This is a genomic window from Bacillus clarus, from assembly GCF_000746925.1.
GTDB lineage: Bacteria > Bacillota > Bacilli > Bacillales > Bacillaceae_G > Bacillus_A > Bacillus_A clarus.
Genome location: NZ_JMQC01000008.1, coordinates 5,000,441 through 5,016,549, shown reverse-complemented (window position 1 = coordinate 5,016,549; position 16,109 = coordinate 5,000,441). Strand labels below are relative to the sequence as shown.

The 16,109-nt window shown below is 33.5% G+C and carries 20 protein-coding genes and 1 pseudogene; 10 read left to right on the top strand and 11 right to left on the bottom strand.

Annotated elements, in window-relative coordinates; translation table 11 throughout:
• Positions 1 to 208: 208 nt before the first annotated feature.
• The 6 genes and pseudogenes from DJ93_RS26640 to DJ93_RS34105 form a co-directional block, all read right to left on the bottom strand.
• Positions 209 to 349, bottom strand: a complete 141-nt coding sequence (locus DJ93_RS26640; RefSeq protein ID WP_042984039.1) for a YrzI family small protein — start codon at positions 347 to 349, stop codon at positions 209 to 211.
• Between the two features lie 27 nt (positions 350 to 376).
• Positions 377 to 517, bottom strand: coding sequence for a YrzI family small protein (locus DJ93_RS26635; RefSeq protein WP_042984038.1), 141 nt, complete (start codon positions 515 to 517; stop codon positions 377 to 379).
• Between the two features lie 27 nt (positions 518 to 544).
• Positions 545 to 688, bottom strand: a complete 144-nt coding sequence (locus DJ93_RS26630; RefSeq protein WP_042984037.1) for a YrzI family small protein — start codon at positions 686 to 688, stop codon at positions 545 to 547.
• Between the two features lie 29 nt (positions 689 to 717).
• Complete coding sequence (locus DJ93_RS26625) at positions 718 to 861, bottom strand: YrzI family small protein (protein ID WP_042984036.1); 144 nt, start codon at positions 859 to 861, stop codon at positions 718 to 720.
• 27 nt (positions 862 to 888) lie between these two features.
• A complete protein-coding gene (locus DJ93_RS31520; protein WP_080743626.1) occupies positions 889 to 1,029 on the bottom strand; it encodes a YrzI family small protein in 141 nt (46 codons plus the stop codon).
• Between the two features lie 1,154 nt (positions 1,030 to 2,183).
• Positions 2,184 to 2,400: pseudogene (locus DJ93_RS34105) on the bottom strand (transposase); the annotation flags it as partial.
• A 40-nt stretch (positions 2,401 to 2,440) separates the two neighbouring features.
• Here DJ93_RS34105 and DJ93_RS26620 point away from each other — a divergent pair.
• The 10 genes from DJ93_RS26620 to DJ93_RS26575 all read left to right on the top strand — a co-directional run bounded on the left by DJ93_RS26620 (position 2,441) and on the right by DJ93_RS26575 (position 10,881).
• Positions 2,441 to 3,274 carry a beta-keto acid cleavage family enzyme gene (locus DJ93_RS26620; RefSeq protein ID WP_042984035.1) on the top strand — a complete coding sequence of 278 codons (834 nt, stop codon included), beginning with the start codon at positions 2,441 to 2,443 and terminating at the stop codon, positions 3,272 to 3,274.
• Positions 3,267 to 4,364 carry a DegT/DnrJ/EryC1/StrS family aminotransferase gene (locus DJ93_RS26615; protein WP_042984034.1) on the top strand — a complete coding sequence of 366 codons (1,098 nt, stop codon included), beginning with the start codon at positions 3,267 to 3,269 and terminating at the stop codon, positions 4,362 to 4,364. The genes DJ93_RS26620 and DJ93_RS26615 overlap by 8 nt, the downstream gene beginning before the upstream one ends.
• Before the next feature lie 56 nt (positions 4,365 to 4,420).
• On the top strand, positions 4,421 to 5,344 hold the full coding sequence (locus tag DJ93_RS26610; protein WP_161785264.1) for a Gfo/Idh/MocA family protein: 924 nt from the start codon (positions 4,421 to 4,423) through the stop codon (positions 5,342 to 5,344).
• Positions 5,341 to 6,126, top strand: coding sequence for an LbetaH domain-containing protein (locus DJ93_RS26605; RefSeq protein WP_042984032.1), 786 nt, complete (start codon positions 5,341 to 5,343; stop codon positions 6,124 to 6,126). Before DJ93_RS26610 ends, DJ93_RS26605 begins: the two co-directional genes overlap by 4 nt.
• Complete coding sequence (locus tag DJ93_RS26600) at positions 6,116 to 7,360, top strand: glycosyltransferase family protein (RefSeq protein ID WP_142920646.1); 1,245 nt, start codon at positions 6,116 to 6,118, stop codon at positions 7,358 to 7,360. Before DJ93_RS26605 ends, DJ93_RS26600 begins: the two co-directional genes overlap by 11 nt.
• Positions 7,361 to 7,714: 354 nt before the next feature.
• Positions 7,715 to 8,089 carry a GntR family transcriptional regulator gene (locus tag DJ93_RS26595; protein ID WP_042984030.1) on the top strand — a complete coding sequence of 125 codons (375 nt, stop codon included), beginning with the start codon at positions 7,715 to 7,717 and terminating at the stop codon, positions 8,087 to 8,089.
• Between the two features lie 2 nt (positions 8,090 to 8,091).
• Positions 8,092 to 8,964 (top strand): ABC transporter ATP-binding protein, encoded by an 873-nt coding sequence (locus DJ93_RS26590; protein ID WP_042984029.1) that lies wholly within the window; start codon positions 8,092 to 8,094, stop codon positions 8,962 to 8,964.
• A complete protein-coding gene (locus tag DJ93_RS26585; protein ID WP_042984028.1) occupies positions 8,961 to 9,632 on the top strand; it encodes a DUF4052 family protein in 672 nt (223 codons plus the stop codon). Before DJ93_RS26590 ends, DJ93_RS26585 begins: the two co-directional genes overlap by 4 nt.
• A gap of 41 nt (positions 9,633 to 9,673) precedes the next feature.
• A complete protein-coding gene (locus DJ93_RS26580) occupies positions 9,674 to 10,138 on the top strand; it encodes a CcdC family protein (protein WP_042984027.1) in 465 nt (154 codons plus the stop codon).
• A gap of 236 nt (positions 10,139 to 10,374) precedes the next feature.
• Complete coding sequence (locus DJ93_RS26575; RefSeq protein WP_042984026.1) at positions 10,375 to 10,881, top strand: 2'-5' RNA ligase family protein; 507 nt, start codon at positions 10,375 to 10,377, stop codon at positions 10,879 to 10,881.
• 23 nt (positions 10,882 to 10,904) lie between these two features.
• Here DJ93_RS26575 and coaW read toward each other — a convergent pair whose 3' ends face one another.
• The 5 genes from coaW to DJ93_RS26550 form a co-directional block, all read right to left on the bottom strand.
• The gene (gene coaW, locus DJ93_RS26570) at positions 10,905 to 11,726 is read right to left on the bottom strand and encodes a type II pantothenate kinase (RefSeq protein WP_042984025.1); all 822 of its coding nucleotides are present in this window, start codon (positions 11,724 to 11,726) and stop codon (positions 10,905 to 10,907) included.
• 27 nt (positions 11,727 to 11,753) lie between these two features.
• Complete coding sequence (locus DJ93_RS26565; RefSeq protein WP_042984024.1) at positions 11,754 to 12,152, bottom strand: 3-hydroxyacyl-ACP dehydratase FabZ family protein; 399 nt, start codon at positions 12,150 to 12,152, stop codon at positions 11,754 to 11,756.
• A 54-nt stretch (positions 12,153 to 12,206) separates the two neighbouring features.
• Complete coding sequence (locus tag DJ93_RS26560; RefSeq protein WP_042984023.1) at positions 12,207 to 13,406, bottom strand: LL-diaminopimelate aminotransferase; 1,200 nt, start codon at positions 13,404 to 13,406, stop codon at positions 12,207 to 12,209.
• A gap of 339 nt (positions 13,407 to 13,745) precedes the next feature.
• Positions 13,746 to 14,114 (bottom strand): hypothetical protein, encoded by a 369-nt coding sequence (locus DJ93_RS26555; RefSeq protein WP_042984022.1) that lies wholly within the window; start codon positions 14,112 to 14,114, stop codon positions 13,746 to 13,748.
• Positions 14,115 to 14,453: 339 nt separating this feature from the next.
• Positions 14,454 to 15,656: an MFS transporter gene (locus DJ93_RS26550; protein ID WP_042984021.1), complete on the bottom strand. Its 1,203-nt coding sequence runs from the start codon at positions 15,654 to 15,656 to the stop codon at positions 14,454 to 14,456.
• Positions 15,657 to 16,109 lie beyond the last annotated feature (453 nt).

Sequence of the window (16,109 nt, the reverse complement as noted above, 5' to 3'; positions counted from 1 at the left end):
ATTAAGGATAATAACAAAAATGCCTGTTTTAAATAGAGAGAATAGGCATTTTTGTTATATATTTTTTATATATCAAAACAAGCGAAATATCTTTATAAAATAATCTTATTTAAGCTATGTGGAATCCTTCTCCATAATCCAAATCATTTTTTTACATCGCGCTCTTAACATCTCAATCTTCTCCTTTCATTATATTTTAGGTTAATAATTATAGATGGGTATAATATTTGCTTCGACGATCGTGGATGTCATCCATAATTTGTTTATATTGTTGTTCTTGTTTTATTTCAGATTCAGATAAAGGTTTCTTCTGAATGGTAATTGTTAAAAAAAATACGTGAAATTTCATAAATGAATTCCTCCTTTCGAAAAGGAATTATAGGTGGCTACAGTAAGGACTTTGACGTTCTTTTACTTCTTCCATAGCCTTATTGATTTGATGTTCATGTAACATTTCAATTTCTGAAAACTTATTTTTTTGAATGGTAATAGTTAAAAAGAATACTCGGAATTTCATTAGATTATTGCCCCTTTATATTTTATTTTAGTACATACGGTGGTAATAAGCGGATTGACGCTCTTTTACTTCACCCATAATTTTTTTAATCTGTTGTTCTTGTAAAATTTCATTTTCAGAAAATTTACGTCTGTGAATATTGATAGTTAAAAAGAATACTCGAAATTTCATTAGATTATTGCTCCTTTTAGAAAATATTTTTAATACATTTGAGTATAGTAAGAACTTCTAAGGTTCGTTATTTTATTCATAGTTTTTTTAAAGTGATGCTTACGCAAAATTTCATCTTCAGACAGAGTTTTTTTCTGAAGTGCAATTGTAAAAAAGAAAATATGAAAGGTCATGCATGAATTCCTCCTTTCAACAAGGAATTACAGGTGATCGCAATAAAGTGTTTGGCGCTCCTTTACTTCATCTATAGCTTTTTCAATTTGTTCATTATGAATCATTTCAGATTCAGAAAATGTATTTCTTTGAATCGTAATACTTAAAAACAATACGCGAAAAGTCATCGAATGTTGCTCCTTTCTTAAAAAAATAATGTAAGAGACTAAAAAATCGCACAAAAAAGCCACAGGAAGATACAGTTCTCCTATGGCTGGGCATGGAAAAGCCACAGGAAAGTATACGACCTCCTGTGGCGAATTGGTTAATTAAAGAAAACACCGTACGATTTTCAATTCTCCATTAGGGTGGTCGAACTTATATTTAATTGTAAAACAGATACTAATGCGGCATGTAATTGTAATTTCATCATTTCATTCGACCTCCTTTTAGAATATTTTTCTTACGTTAGTAAGTATATACAATTAATGGATAATTGTAAACCTAAAAAACGAAAATTTTTAATTTTGATTAAAATGCGTATATTTTGAAGAGGTTTTTAAAACGTATATTGTATGAATTGGATTATAACTAACAACATAACTTTTCTTGGGGGTGTCTAATGAAACATATACATAAACTATTGGTTGTTATGCTAACAATTTTTTTACCTGAGCAATTTATATATTTGTCAAACCTTCTTTGGAGCACTATCATAAAATTCACCAAAAACAACGTAGAGAGGCGGTATAGGGGGGAGTGCACATTCTACCGCAACACCGGAAGCATCAGCTATTAATATTCAAAAATATGAGTCTCAGCTGATACATAATATGCTGTAATTATTTAGAATAGATGACCACTTAGCAAACGTGAAAAATAAAATGCTTCAAGCAAGAGAAACAACCCTTGCGAAACAGGAAAATTCTTTTATTGAAGTATAAGTATTAGATAAAAGAATTTTCCTGTTTTTTTAGCATACGATAATTATTTAGGATTTTGCGTAAGTAGGACGCATTGTTTATCTACATTCTGATTTTCTTAATCTATAAAATTTGAAATCATCGTTATATTTTCAGGGTGTATACAATATATAAATATAAGTAATCTTTAGAAAATCATCATGATCAAATTTTCCAGAATGTATGGTATAACTGTTTCTTGAATGATTTTGGATCAATATAGTGATGTCGAAAATATAAGTAGGACTTATATAGTAGATTGAAAAATTCAGGTCTTGTTGTGAATTTGGATAATGCTCTGAAATCATACATGTAGAATGCATTTTATGAGGTGTACGTTCATTATATTTTTTTAAGATATATTAAGTTGCATTTAAATTTTATAATTGGATGCACAATCGATTTATCACTTTTTCAGGTGTGTGATTTAACTCATGAATAAAAGCTGGTACATTTTTGAATCTCATGAACTGATGAATAAAAAATGTTATGAATGAGGTATGATTTGAGCCATTTTCATAATCCTTCAATTAGATTTAAATCCGGACTGTAGGGAGGTAAAAACATCAATTCTAAGCGATGTTGATGTTTATTTAAAAGATGAAAAAGGGACAATGTTTGGGAGGTATTTAAATCAATGGGAAAAGTTGGTATATGTGCTGCGATCACAGGTTCAATGACAACAAAAGAAACAATGCCCGGTCTCCCTGTTACTGTGGATGAGATTGTCCAATGTGCGTATGAATGCTCTGTTGCAGGAGCTGCGATTGTTCATGTCCATGTTCGTGACAAAAATGCAAGACCTTCTTTGGATGCGTCATTATATAAGGAAGTGTTGACTGGAATTCGTGAAAAATGCGACATTTTAGTATGCATTTCTACTTCAAATCATCTTGTCGATATACCGGATAAAGAACGGATCAAGTTAATGGAATTAAAACCGGACTTAGCATCACTAGAAGTGACTTCCCTCAAACGACCTGACGGCGGTATTAGAAACTCGAAAAAATTTGTTAAAGATATCCTTCAAGCTATGAAACAGTATGGTGTTAAACCAGAATTTGAGATATTTAATCCGAAAATGTTAAAAGAACTATGGCGCCTGGTTGAGCGAGGTGTTATTGAAGACAATGCTTTTATTCAATTCGTCATTGGTTCAACCGGTGGGATGAAGCCTGATTATAAAAATATTCAATGGATTCTCGATTTTGTTCCAAAAGGTTTTACTTGGTCTGCCGCTGGTATTGCAGGAATGCAGTTACCGGTAAATTTTATTTCCATTTTAAATGGCTGTGATGTGATTCGGACAGGTATGGAAGACAATCGTTATTTTTTAAAAGGAATTCCTGTGAAAAATAATTCGGAATTTGTAAATAGGGCCGTAGCAATGATTCAAATGCTTGGCTGTAGTGTGGCTGATTCCTCTGAAATGGCAAAAATATTGGGAGTAAAGGGACGAAAATATGATTAAAATTGCACAGCCACATATTGGTCAAGAGGAAATTGATGCAGTTAGTACTGTACTGAGAAGCGGGCTATTAGCAAGCGGAGAAAATGTCTTGCAGTTTCAAAGAGAGTTTTCTCAGTATCTGAACCATGAATATTGTATTGCGACTTCTTCTGGGACAACAGCTTTAGAAATTGCCCTTAGAGCCCTTGGAATCAAAGAGGGGGACAAAATCATTACCACAGCGTTCTCATTTATAGCGACATCCAACGTAATTGTACACGCTGGGGGAATTCCAATTTTTGTGGATATTGATGAAATTACAATGAATATCTCTGCTGAAAGCATTGAACATATTCTTCAAGAGCAAGCAGGTATTAAAGCTATTGTAATTGTTCATTTGTTTGGACAAAGTTGTAATATGGAAAAAATCAAAGAAATTGCAAGCAGATATCAATTACTGCTTATAGAAGACTGTGCGCAGGCGCATGGAGCAGAATGGAAAGGTCGTAAATTAGGAACTTTCGGGGATGCTGGTACGTTCAGTTTTTACCCAACAAAGAATATGACAACTACTGAAGGCGGTATGGTGGTTTTCAAGGATGAAAATGCAGCAGGAATTGCAAGTCAACTGATTCAGCATGGTATTAAAGAAAGAAATCAATTTGAATTCATCGGATATAATTATCGTATGAATGAAATTTCAGCGGCAATTGGTTTATGTCAACTAAAAAAGCTGGAACATTTCAACTCAGTTAGAAGAGAAAATGCAGCTTTTTTTGATGAAAACATTAATCATTGTAATATTATCAAACCGCAGGAAGTTCTCGGAGTAAAGCATGTGTATAATCAGTATACATTACGTATTTTGAATGGGAGAAGGGATGCATTTATTACATATATGGAAAAGGAGGGGATCGTAACTTCCATTTATTATCCCTATACGATTCCAGAACAAGTCTGTTATAGATCCATTGATTTTCTCCCGAAAGAATATGATAAAAAACTTGAAGTTACAAACATAATAAAACATCAAGTAGTCTCAATACCTGTTCATCCTGGATTAATGCAAGACCAAATAGAGCATATTGTTACTACAATTAACAGGTTCTAAGTACGCGTACTAGAAAATAGTCTCAAGAAAGTTGGTGAAATGTATTGAGGATTGGATTGATTGGGTTTGGAAAATGGGGGCCGAATATTGCAAAAGAAATAGCATTGAATAAGAACATGCGGCTTTCTGCAATTTGTGATACCAATGAACATCGAATACAAGCTGCTGAGGATATCTATGCAAAAAACAAAGGTGTTTTTATATCGACAAATTACCGTGCACTGTTATGCGACAAGATTGATGCAATCGCAGTAGCTGTGGGGGTGGAGAACAGTTTTGAAATTGCAAAAGATATATTGCTTGCTAACAAACACTTATTTATTGAAAAACCATTTGCGATGACATGTGAACACGCAGTGGAGCTTCAAAGCATTGCAAATCAGAGGGGTCTCACGATTCATGTTGACCACATCATGGTTTTTCATTCTGCGATAAAAAAAATTAAATCCAGTATGATGAAATCTAGCACGATGATAGAATTTGAGACAACAAGAAATACGATTGGGCAGTACAGTGTGCTTGCTGAAATACTTTGGGATTTGGCAGTTCATGATTTGGCTGTCCTGGATTACTTGTTAGATGGTCAAGAGTTCGATCTTCTAGATATAGATTATCATTCTAATGAAATAACTTTAACTCTGAGTTGCAATTTAATTTTAGGACGTATTAAAGTGGGGCAAAATGCGAGGGCCAATGAACGTCATACAAAAATTAGTTTTGCCGAGAAAGAAATCTATTTTGACGAATTGGACGATAGAAAGGTATTCACCATCTACAACAAAGATAGAAACGGCTATCTATGCAATCCAATCGACCAAATCTATGATGGACCCAGTGCACTGACAAGAAGTTTAACTCATTTTATGGACTGTGTGCATCGTCGTAGAAAATCAATTTCAGGAGGGGAACAAGCGATTCGCTGTTTAAAAGTAATTGAGAAGGCTGACAAGATGATGAAAACGGAGATGCAAAAAAAATGATTCATGAAAGCGCGTATATAGGCAAGAAAGTAATTATAGGGGAAAGAGTGAGCATCGGCGAATTTTCAATTATCAGTGATGGTGTACAAATTGGTGATGGAGTAACCATATGTAGCCATACAAAGATTCATGCATCCACTTCCATTGGAAACGATACATTTATAGGAAGTTTTTGTTCAATTGGTGCCCTACCTAATCTCAAAGGTTTTGACGCATCAACCGAATCCGGACTTATTATTGGTTCAAACAATATGATTAATGATCATACAGTCATAGCAAGGTCCAAAGATTCAGGCGGCAATACTATCATTGGCGATTGCAATCATATCGGTCACGGTGCTTACATAGGCCATGATGCAATCATTGGAAAATCAACCATATTATCGGCCCATGTACGGATTTCCGGGTACACCCAAGTCGATGATTTTGCTCATATCGGAATGTCTGCTTTTATACATCAGTTTACTAACGTGGGCAAATATGTAATGATTGGTGCATTGGCAAAAGTGGTCCGGGATATTCCGCCTTATTTTCTAGTAGACGGCAATCCTGCGCTGATTAAAAAAATAAACAAAGTTGGTTTGGAAAGACAGGGATTCACTGTTGAACAGATTTATCAGCTTGAATGTATTCTAAAAGCATTTGCAAGCAGTTCCTATCCTGCTTTGAATACTCAGAATCGAGTGAAGCTGATGAAGCAATTTCAAGCATGTGAGATGTTCTCAAAGTTGATGCAGTTTATTGATGATTCAAAAAGAGGGTGCATAAGAATTGATGTATAGCGAGGTCACCCGAAAAATTCTTAATAGTTTAAAAAATAAGGATTGCGTGATTTCATTTTGTCATGACGATTACCGTAAGGTTACCGGGGGCGCACAAAAATACGAATTAGAGCAACAAAAAATGATGAATGATCGCAGCATTTCTTTTGTGGCATTATTCACTGATAGTAATCAAGATGAGAGTAAAATCGGACCTAATAATTTGCTTGTTGAAATTGTGATTGATGGTGAAACGACTTGCTTTTTGGCAGCATGGCAAGTGGGAGATTGTTTCGGAAAGCTTATTGCTGAGAAAAAAATCAATCTCTTACGCATTTTTCTTAACAGCTTATATAATATGAATATAGCGATGATTGATAGGATCATCAGCAGAATAAAAGAAACAAAAGATATAGAAACCCTTCATATCATGCATGATTATTACTCTATTTGTCGTAATATTTTTTTGTTTTATAATGACGAAGAATTTTGTGGTCCGGCATCTGTCGCATCACCGCGGTGCTCAGCCTGTCGTTATGGGGAAGGTCGCGAAGAGCATTATGATAGCATGAATGAGCTATTTATCAAACATAAAATAATAATTGTAGCACCCTCGGAAAACGGGAAACGGATTTTTTTACGGGCATTTCAGCATCTAGAGAAAAATGTTCGCGTTGTTTCACATCAGAATATGCTACCATCGAAGAATACCCTTGCTGGCTATTCAAATGTAGATCGTAGAATTAGAGTCGCATATATTGGCTATCCCTTCCAATATAAAGGCTGGGATGCTTGGGTAAAGTTGAATGGTATTTCAAATAAATCCGATTATGAATTCTATCATTTTTCATCCTTAGATCAATCCTTACCTGAGACGATTTTTGTTGACACTAGTTTTCACAATGGTTCTAAGAAGGATACAACATCAAGGTTAATAGAACATGAAATTGACGTTGTTCTTCTGTGGTCAATTTGGTTTGGTAACTATAATTACACCTATTACGAAAGCTTGGCAGCAAACTGTTTTGTTATCACATACAAAGACAGCGGCAATATTGCAGACCAAACAAAGCACTTTAAAAACGGACTCGTTTTGGATTCTGAGCAAGAACTAATTGAATTGTTTAACAATACGGAAAAACTTAAAAAGTGCATTACTACGTACAAAAATTCTAATGAGATCTACCAAGTAGTTGTCAATAATGAACTGGCAGACGAACTTATGGATCAGAGACTTTCAAAAAAATTTCCTTAGATCATTTGTAATATTTTTTTTACGTTTCATAGATACTTGCATGATCATGCCTAAGTCCACAAACTTTGTCATTAAGCGCTGTACAGTGTATTTCGCTTGAGCATACAAGCTATCATTTAGGACAGGTGGTAGATCGAACGAAAGCCTTGAAAGGACAAAAATTTAATTTTTGCCAAAATGGTTTAAATGAGAAGAATGTAAGGTTCATGATTGAAAATATGGAAATTTTTTCGAAAGAGAGTCATTCATTAAAGAATGACTCCTTTTTTTGAAGAAATTTATGGAAAAAGACATATTGATGTGATATGGTTAATTACATAAGTAATGAACCTATGAACCTAAGGTGGTGAAGTTGTGAAACCAACACTTGAGCAAAATAAATTAATATACATACAAATTGCAGAAACAATTGAGGCGGATATTTTAAAAGGGATATTGCTTGAAGAAGAACAAGTTCCATCGACAAATCAATTTGCGAAGATGTTACAAATTAATCCAGCTACTGCTGCAAAAGGGGTAAATCTATTAGTAGATGAAGGCATTTTATATAAAAAGAGGGGGATTGGAATGTTTGTTGCGAATGGAGCAAAAGAAGTGGTATTAAAGAAGCGACAAAATGCTTTTATGACTGAGTATTTACCAAAGGTGTGGGAAGAAGCGAAAGTTCTTGAAATCTCGAAAGAAGAATTAATGAATATGATCCATAAAATTACGAAGGAAGGAGAATGAAAATGATTGCACTTGAAACGAAAGATTTATCCAAAAAGTATAAAAAGAAAGTAGCTGTAGATCGAGTAGCAATTTCATTAGAAAAGCATAAAATATATGGTTTGCTTGGAAGAAATGGAGCTGGGAAAACAACATTATTACAACTTCTTTCCGGACAAATTGTTTCAAATAGAGGAAGCGTATCTATATTTGGTGAAAATGTTTTTGAAAATAGTAAAGCAATGCAAAATATTTGTTTTGTAAAAGTAAAGGAAGAAGTTCATGTAAGCTATAAAGTGAAAGAGATTTTTAGGCTTTGTAATATGTTTTATAAAAATTGGGATCAAGCTTATGCCGAAGAACTTGCGAAAAAATTTCAGCTTAATGTGAAAGAAAAATATCATAAATTATCACATGGTATGCAGACCGTTGTTGGAATTATTCAAGGGTTGGCAAGTAGGGCTCCAATTACAATTTTCGATGAACCAACTACTGGTTTAGATGCAGCGCACCGGGAGTTGTTTTATAGTTTGTTGTTGGAAGACTACGGGGAGCATCCTCGAACAATTATTTTATCAACTCATTTAGTAGAAGAGATAGTCCACGTTATCGAGGATGTGATTATACTAAAAGACGGGGCGTTAGTTGTTCAATCATCAGTGGAAGATTTGTTGCAGCAAGGTCATACTATTTCAGGGCAAAAGGATACAGTGGATGAGTTTTTAATTAATAAAACTGCTGTGAATCGAGAGGTTTATGGAAATAAAGGGATTGCTGTTATATGGGGAGAGTTTTCTACTAAAGATTATCATTTTATTGAAAAAGAAGGCTTAGAAGTTGATGGGATCACACTGCAAAAATTATTTATTCATATGACGGATGGTGATATAAGATGACAATGTTAATAAAGCAATTACAATTACATATAAACTTTCATTATAAAGCTATTCTTATATTTTGGATTGTAGCGTTACTTATAAAAGGAACAACGAGTGCAGTAGATTTAAAGGGAGTAAAAGTAGGGTTTTTACATGATATCTTAAATAATTCGTCTATTGCAATCGCAATATTTATGGTAGCAAGTACTTTCATTATACAGGATGATGTATTTCGTTTAGCTGTTTCGTTTGGAGTGACTAGAGTGCAATTTTTTATGGGATCAGTTTGTTATATTATATTACAATCTGCATTGTTTTCATTTCTTCAAGTGGTTCTTTTACAGAATACATTGTATATTACAGAGAATGCTAGTTTAGGAGGAAACTCAGTAGTACAGTTCTTTGTACAATTTTTATTTTATGTTACAATCGCAACTTTTTTTCAAGTAGTAGTAATTATTAAGCAACGATTTCAGTGGATTGGTCTTATGATTGGTGGGACCCTTTTATTAGTAACGATTAGTGTACTCTATGGAGAGGCAGGAATAAAAGGATTAGTATTTACAAGTAATACAACCTTGATAGAAATCCCTTATTTTATCGGGATTTCAATTGGCTTAACTATATTCTACTTTGTCATTGGCAGCATATTTATTCGTAAAGTCTCATTTGAACAAACGGTTTAAAATATTATTAGATAAATATTTTAGGGGAGAAGGAAAAATATATGGGAGATACCTCTTCATTAATAACAGTTTTTCTATGTGTTGCATTACTAATTCTTTGGCGACGTTATCGTTCGATGTATAGGCCGATAAAGGGAAATGGAAAACGAATTTTGTTGTCGTTACTATTTTTAACTCCTGGAATATTGCTGTTTTTCGGTCCTGTTCATCCAGCCATTTTACAAGTTAGCTTAGCGATATTATTTGGAGTTCTTTTCGCAATCCCACTTATTTTTCTCACAAACTATGAGCGAAGAGAAGATGGAAATATTTATACAAAAAAAAGTGCCACCTTTTTAATTACTTTTATCGGAATTGTTATTTTAAGATTTGGTTCAAGACAATATATCGTTGACTTAGATCAGCAAACGATAGGTTTATTATTTTACGTAGTTGCAGTATCTTATATTATCCCGTGGAGGATTGCTTGTTATATAAAATTTAGGAAAGTTTGGCGGGGGGAATAGTAATCATGCTTTATAAAAATAAAAACTTCTTATTTGAGAAGTTTTTATTTTTATAGTTTTTTTGCTTGTAATATAAGTCCAAAATTTCAAAGGATCTCATATGAATATTTACAACGTATTTAAATTGAACGTATTTTTAGGAAATATATAGCGGTACTGTTTTCCTATGAAGTGAAAAGTACCTTGCCATATGATGATTATATCAAATATTTTGATGAAAAGTGGAGGATTTAGAAATGCGTACGATTTTACTGTTTCTAAATAACATGCCCATTGATGAAATAGAGAGTATTAGAGAAAAGCATGATCTTTTATTCGGATTCATTCCGCCGCATATTACAATTGTATTTCCGTTTGAAAGTACAATTTCGAATGATGAGTTGGAAGCGTATATTATGAATATATCAAGAGGGACTCGTCCGATAGAAATTGAGTTTGCTAGTCGGATAAGCAGTGAGGGAGAGTATTTGTTTTTGGAAGTTGAAAGAGGGAAAGAGCAAATAGAAGAACTGCACGATAGATTATATACAGGACCACTGCGACAATTTTTGAGAACGGATATTCCGTACATACCACATGTGACAGTTGGGAGAAAAGATAGTGCAGAGTTAGCTGCTGAAATAGTAAAGGATATTCCTAGTTTTAGTGAGAATTTGAAATGTGTAATTGAAAGGATTAGTGTGGAACGAATAGGAGAGAATGGGGAATCGATTATTGAATTTGAGGTATTATTAAAAATATAAAAAGCTGACAAAAATCAGCTTTTTTAATTTGTAACGTGAAGCAAAGCGCCAATCGCACCACTATAACCGTCATCTTGTAAAAAGACTGGTATTTTGTTTTGATATTCTGTGTAGCTACTTATAATGTTTTGAAGTTGTATATTATTACATAGGGTAGAACCGATATATACGATATGGTTAATGTTTTTTGTCTCAGCGAACTGAAGGCTTAAAGCAGTTACGACTTCACCAACAAGGCCTTGAAGGGTGGAGATGAAGTCTGACTTTGTATGATTTGTTTCAGTCATAATAGCTTTTCCAAAATTACTAGCTGTTAAGCTATTATCGATAGGGGAGAGAATACCGTTATAAATATCTCCAACTGTTATATCTAGATTTTTTCTTGAACCTATTGTTGTATGGCGGATGACTTCTTCGAAAGAATCTATATTTGTTAATAGTTTTGTAAGTCCCATAAGTGTACCGCCGCCAACTCCAGTTCCTCCGGCACGAACATATTGATTGTCATGAACGTAGTGAATGGAAGTGCCTGTGCCGATATTTGTTAAAACAAAGGTATTTATAGAGTGTCTTCCTTCCTTTAGTATATAACGCACACCTGTTAGCGTAGCCTCAAATTCGTTTAATTCTACTGTTTCATATGAATCCGAAAGTAGTTTTTGTAATTGTTTAGCTTTACCACCTGTAACGCATAACTTTGTAATTACATTATTTTTATGAAGCCACGCTTTAATTTTATCTTGTTCATTTGAATAAAATCTTTCAAATGATAATTTTTTCTTTTCATTAAAGTAAGCGACCTTTGTTAATGTTCCTCCAGCATCAATACCGACAACATTTCCCATTTTCCTACCCCTTACTATGTAATTTGTTTACTCAGCTTGGTATATTAATAGCTTTTCAATTGTAACGATGGATTGACCGTTTACAGATGCAATTCCTTTACCGAGAATAAAATCTCTTCGTTCACGTGTTAGTTCATAGTGTAAGTCAAGTTTATCACCGGGATACGCTTTTTCATGGAATTCTACCCTATCTAATGAGGAGAGAAAGCCTAGTCCTTCAGATTCACTTGTGCTTACAAATGCACTAAGTTGAGCAAGTGCTTCTACAATTAACATGTGAGGCATATAATTTTGATTTTCGTTAATGAACCATTCGTTATTTGTAATTCGTTTATATCCTGTACCGGATTGACCTTCTTTCATATCTGTAATGTTATCGATCATTAAAAATGGATATCGATGGGGAAGTGTATCTTTAATATTCATATATACCTCCAATTAAAATAATACCCCTGCTAATAGTAAGCAGGGGAGTTGTAATTAATTTTTAACCAATTCATCTGCTTTTTCAAGAGAGAAAATGCCGCTATTTCTAATGTTTTCAACAACTTGTTGTAATACAGATTTATCTTGAACGAGTGCAATACGGACAAAGCCTTCACCGTGAGGTCCAAATGCATGACCTGGGGTTACAACAACATTTGCACGATCCATTAGTGCGTAAGCGAATTGTAATGAAGTCCATCCTGTTGGTATTTCAGCCCAAACGAACATACTTCCAGCAGGTTTATCAACATCCCAGCCGAAAGAGGCAAATCCATCAACTAAAGTATCTCTACGTTCTTGGTAAATACTGCGGTTTTTCTCACAAAAATCAGCGCCTTGTCGTAAGGCAACTGAAGCCGCCTTTTGAATTGGTAAGAACACACCGTAATCTGTGTTCGATTTGAATTGTGTAAGCGCACCTACAATTTCTTCATTACCAATCATATAACCGATACGGCTTCCTGCTAAACTATAACTTTTAGATAAGGAATTAATTTCTACACCAATTTCTTTTGCACCAGGAACAGATAAGAAACTAATTGGTTTTTTACCATCGTAATAAAATTCAGCATAAGCGAAATCATGTACAACAATAATGTTGTATTTTTTTGCAAAGAGGATAACTTCTTTAAAGAAATCTTCATGAGCCATTGCTGGGACAGGGTTTCCTGGAAAATTTAATATCATCATTTTTGTTTTTTTAGCGATTTCTTCTGGGATATCCTGTAATTTAGGTAAGAAATCATTTTCTTTCTTTAAAGGCATGTAATAAGGTGTTGCACCAGCCATTTGAATTCCTGTTTCATAAGCTGTATATCCAGGGTCTGGAACTAAAATTAAATCTCCTGGATTTGCGTAAACCATAGGTAAATGAACGAGCCCATCTTGTGAACCCATTAATAATAAGACTTCACGATCTGGATCTAATATGACGTTATGATTGTTGTTGTAATATTCAGTTACTGCTTCATGAAAATCTTGAATACCTGTTAATGTATATCCATAACTTTCTTTTTCACTTGCTGTATGTACCATAGCTGCTCTTACAAAATCAGCAGGAGGCATATCTGGATTCCCGATACTTAAATCAAACATTTTGTGACCTGCTGCAATTTTCTCTTTTTTATAGGCTGCTAATTCACTAAATATAGAAGATTGAAATGCTTTCATTCTTGTTGCTAACGTATAAGTCATCAAAACCCCTCCTAAAAACAGTGCTTTCATTTGTATGGTTTTTATTATTCTGAAAACACATGAATATATTTTATCATTTTTTTACGAAAATTAAAACGATTGACAAATTAAGAGGGAGGGATTAGTTTATTTTAAAATGAACGAATTCCAGAAATTAGGTTTACTTCCCGATCCGGTGGTTGTTTTCTATTTTTCTGGAGTAGGAAAGGCATATTTTCAAGAGAGGAACTTTTAAATTTCGAAATAAAATGACGCAGAGAATATATTCTGCGTCATAGATGGTGAAATACGGAATTGATTTTGTGTGAGTTGATTTTAGAAGGTTGTGAATTCTAGTGATCACTTGCTTGTTTTTTTATATGTACACATTTTATCAGCGTCTATAAAGTAGATATTTAATTTACCATCGACATTTTTAATGGATTGATTAGATGTAAAAGAGTTACCATAATCAATGTGATACGTATTTGAATTTTTTACATATGTTCCTTTATATAAATCTTCTTTTTTATTATTTGTATACATTTCTACTAAGTGTTGAGTAATGTTTTCCTTATTTTCTTCTTTTACAACTGTTTCAAACTTATAATATACAGGACATTCACCATTTTTGTTATCAATTACTTCCCAAGAACCGTATATATCATTATTATTACAACCACTTAATAGAATTAATAGGATCGGAAACAGAAATAGAATCTTTTTCATTTTGTACTCCTTTCTTCTTAGCTTTTAAATATATGAATACGATATAAATATTGTAAAAAATGAAGTTTAAAATTTTATAAAGAAATACTAAAGTTTACATGAAAATATTAGGAATTTGCGAAGGTGTAATTATAATGAATTAGGAGAGGGGAAAAGTTTTACATTTCCATTCCAAACAGAATATAAGTGTTTCGATTTAAGAAAGATCTGTACTATAATTATAAAAGAAGGCATAATTAAAGGGCATGAGCCCAGTATAATACCGGATCTATGCCCAAGAATCTATCTTATGAAATAACGTATCTAACTTTCTAGAGTGCACTTCACAAGGCGATGTCTTTATAAGTTCGCAGATTGTGATGGTTGCTTTTCTATTTGTTTTTGTTGAGATAGTGAGATAAATATGATAACCAATGATATTACTCCGAAAATAAGAACCATATATTGTAATCCAATCGTATCTAGGAAGAAGCCTGTGCCAAGTAAGACAATTTGGAACATAACTCTTTCAAACATATTACGGAATGAGAAAAGACGTCCGTGATAATTTTTTTCAACTTTCGTTTGGAAAATTGTCGACATAATTGGGAAGAAGCAACCAACGCTAAATCCAAATAAACCAAATGAGACAAGAGTCATCCATTTTATATCGCTAAAGAACAACGAAAGGTGTGCAAAAGCGGTACAAAATGCGAAGAAATAAAGTAATTTTTCGGGCTGGAAATGGTCAGATAAGCGCTTAATTACGAATGCACCTAACATAAATGCCAAACCTTCGATTGTATAAATAAAACCTTTAATTGTTGGATCATGCTGCATCTCGCTAATATTAATAACCATTAAATTGAAACCAGCGATGAATAAAAGGGGAATAATACTTAATATAAGTGCTCTAAAAGCAATAGGGATCCCTTTTAAAATGCGAAATACTTCCATAAAACTATTATCTTTTGCTGCCTGTTTACTTGATGTATTTGCTTTTTTGTCTTCAAACTTTAGGAAGAAAGTTGAGAAGAATAATAAAGCGTATGCTGCCATTGAGAAAGCATACATATACTGTAAGCTCATTACGACGAGAAGAACGCCTCCTAATGAAGTACCGGCAATACGAGCAATCGTACCGATATTCATATGTACACCGTTCATTTGTAGTAGCTCATGCTCGCGAACGATGAGCGGAATTACAGATTGTAACGCAGGGAAATAAAATGCTGCCGAAATTTGAAGTGCAATCATAAAAGCAATCATAAAGGCAATACTTTCATATTGAATTGCAAAGAACATAAAAATAACACTAACAACACGACCAAATCCAGCATAAAGAAGGACTTTCTTTTTTTCATATTGGTCAATTATTCGGCCAGCCATAGGACCAACGAGAACACCAGCTAATAGTCCGATAAATAAAATAACTGATTTCATAAAATCAGAAGGGACGTATTTTTGCATAAATTCAAGGTTCCCAAGAATACCAAGCCATAAACCAAGACCTGCAATAAACTCCCCAATTAATACGATCCATACATTTTTATTACGCCACATAATTAAAACCTCTCAGTCTTTTAAGATAAGAAAAATCGTATATAAACCCTCCTTTATATTTATAAATTTTCATCGCTCTTTTTTAGAGTCAGAGTCTATATTACGTGTTTAATAAGTGGATTTCAATTTTTTTGATTTGGATAAAAATCGAATTTTTTTAAGTGATGAAATAAAGGATTTAGACTTAGAAAATAACTGTGGAGAAAGTTAAACTGCATGGAGGGAAACAGAGCCTAATGCAACAATTTTTCAAAAGGGAAGGAATTGATGTTAACAGATTCCTTGGGAGTATGAATGATGTAGTCTCGATTTCCTACTACCATTGTGAATTTTTGTTTACAATCACTATATTTCAGAGTATATAAACTCAATGTAGTTAAGCATGTGTAAGAAGTTAGTCCACATGGGTAGGTGGGTGATAAGTTTTGGTTTGGTGGGAGTGAATGTGTTGCT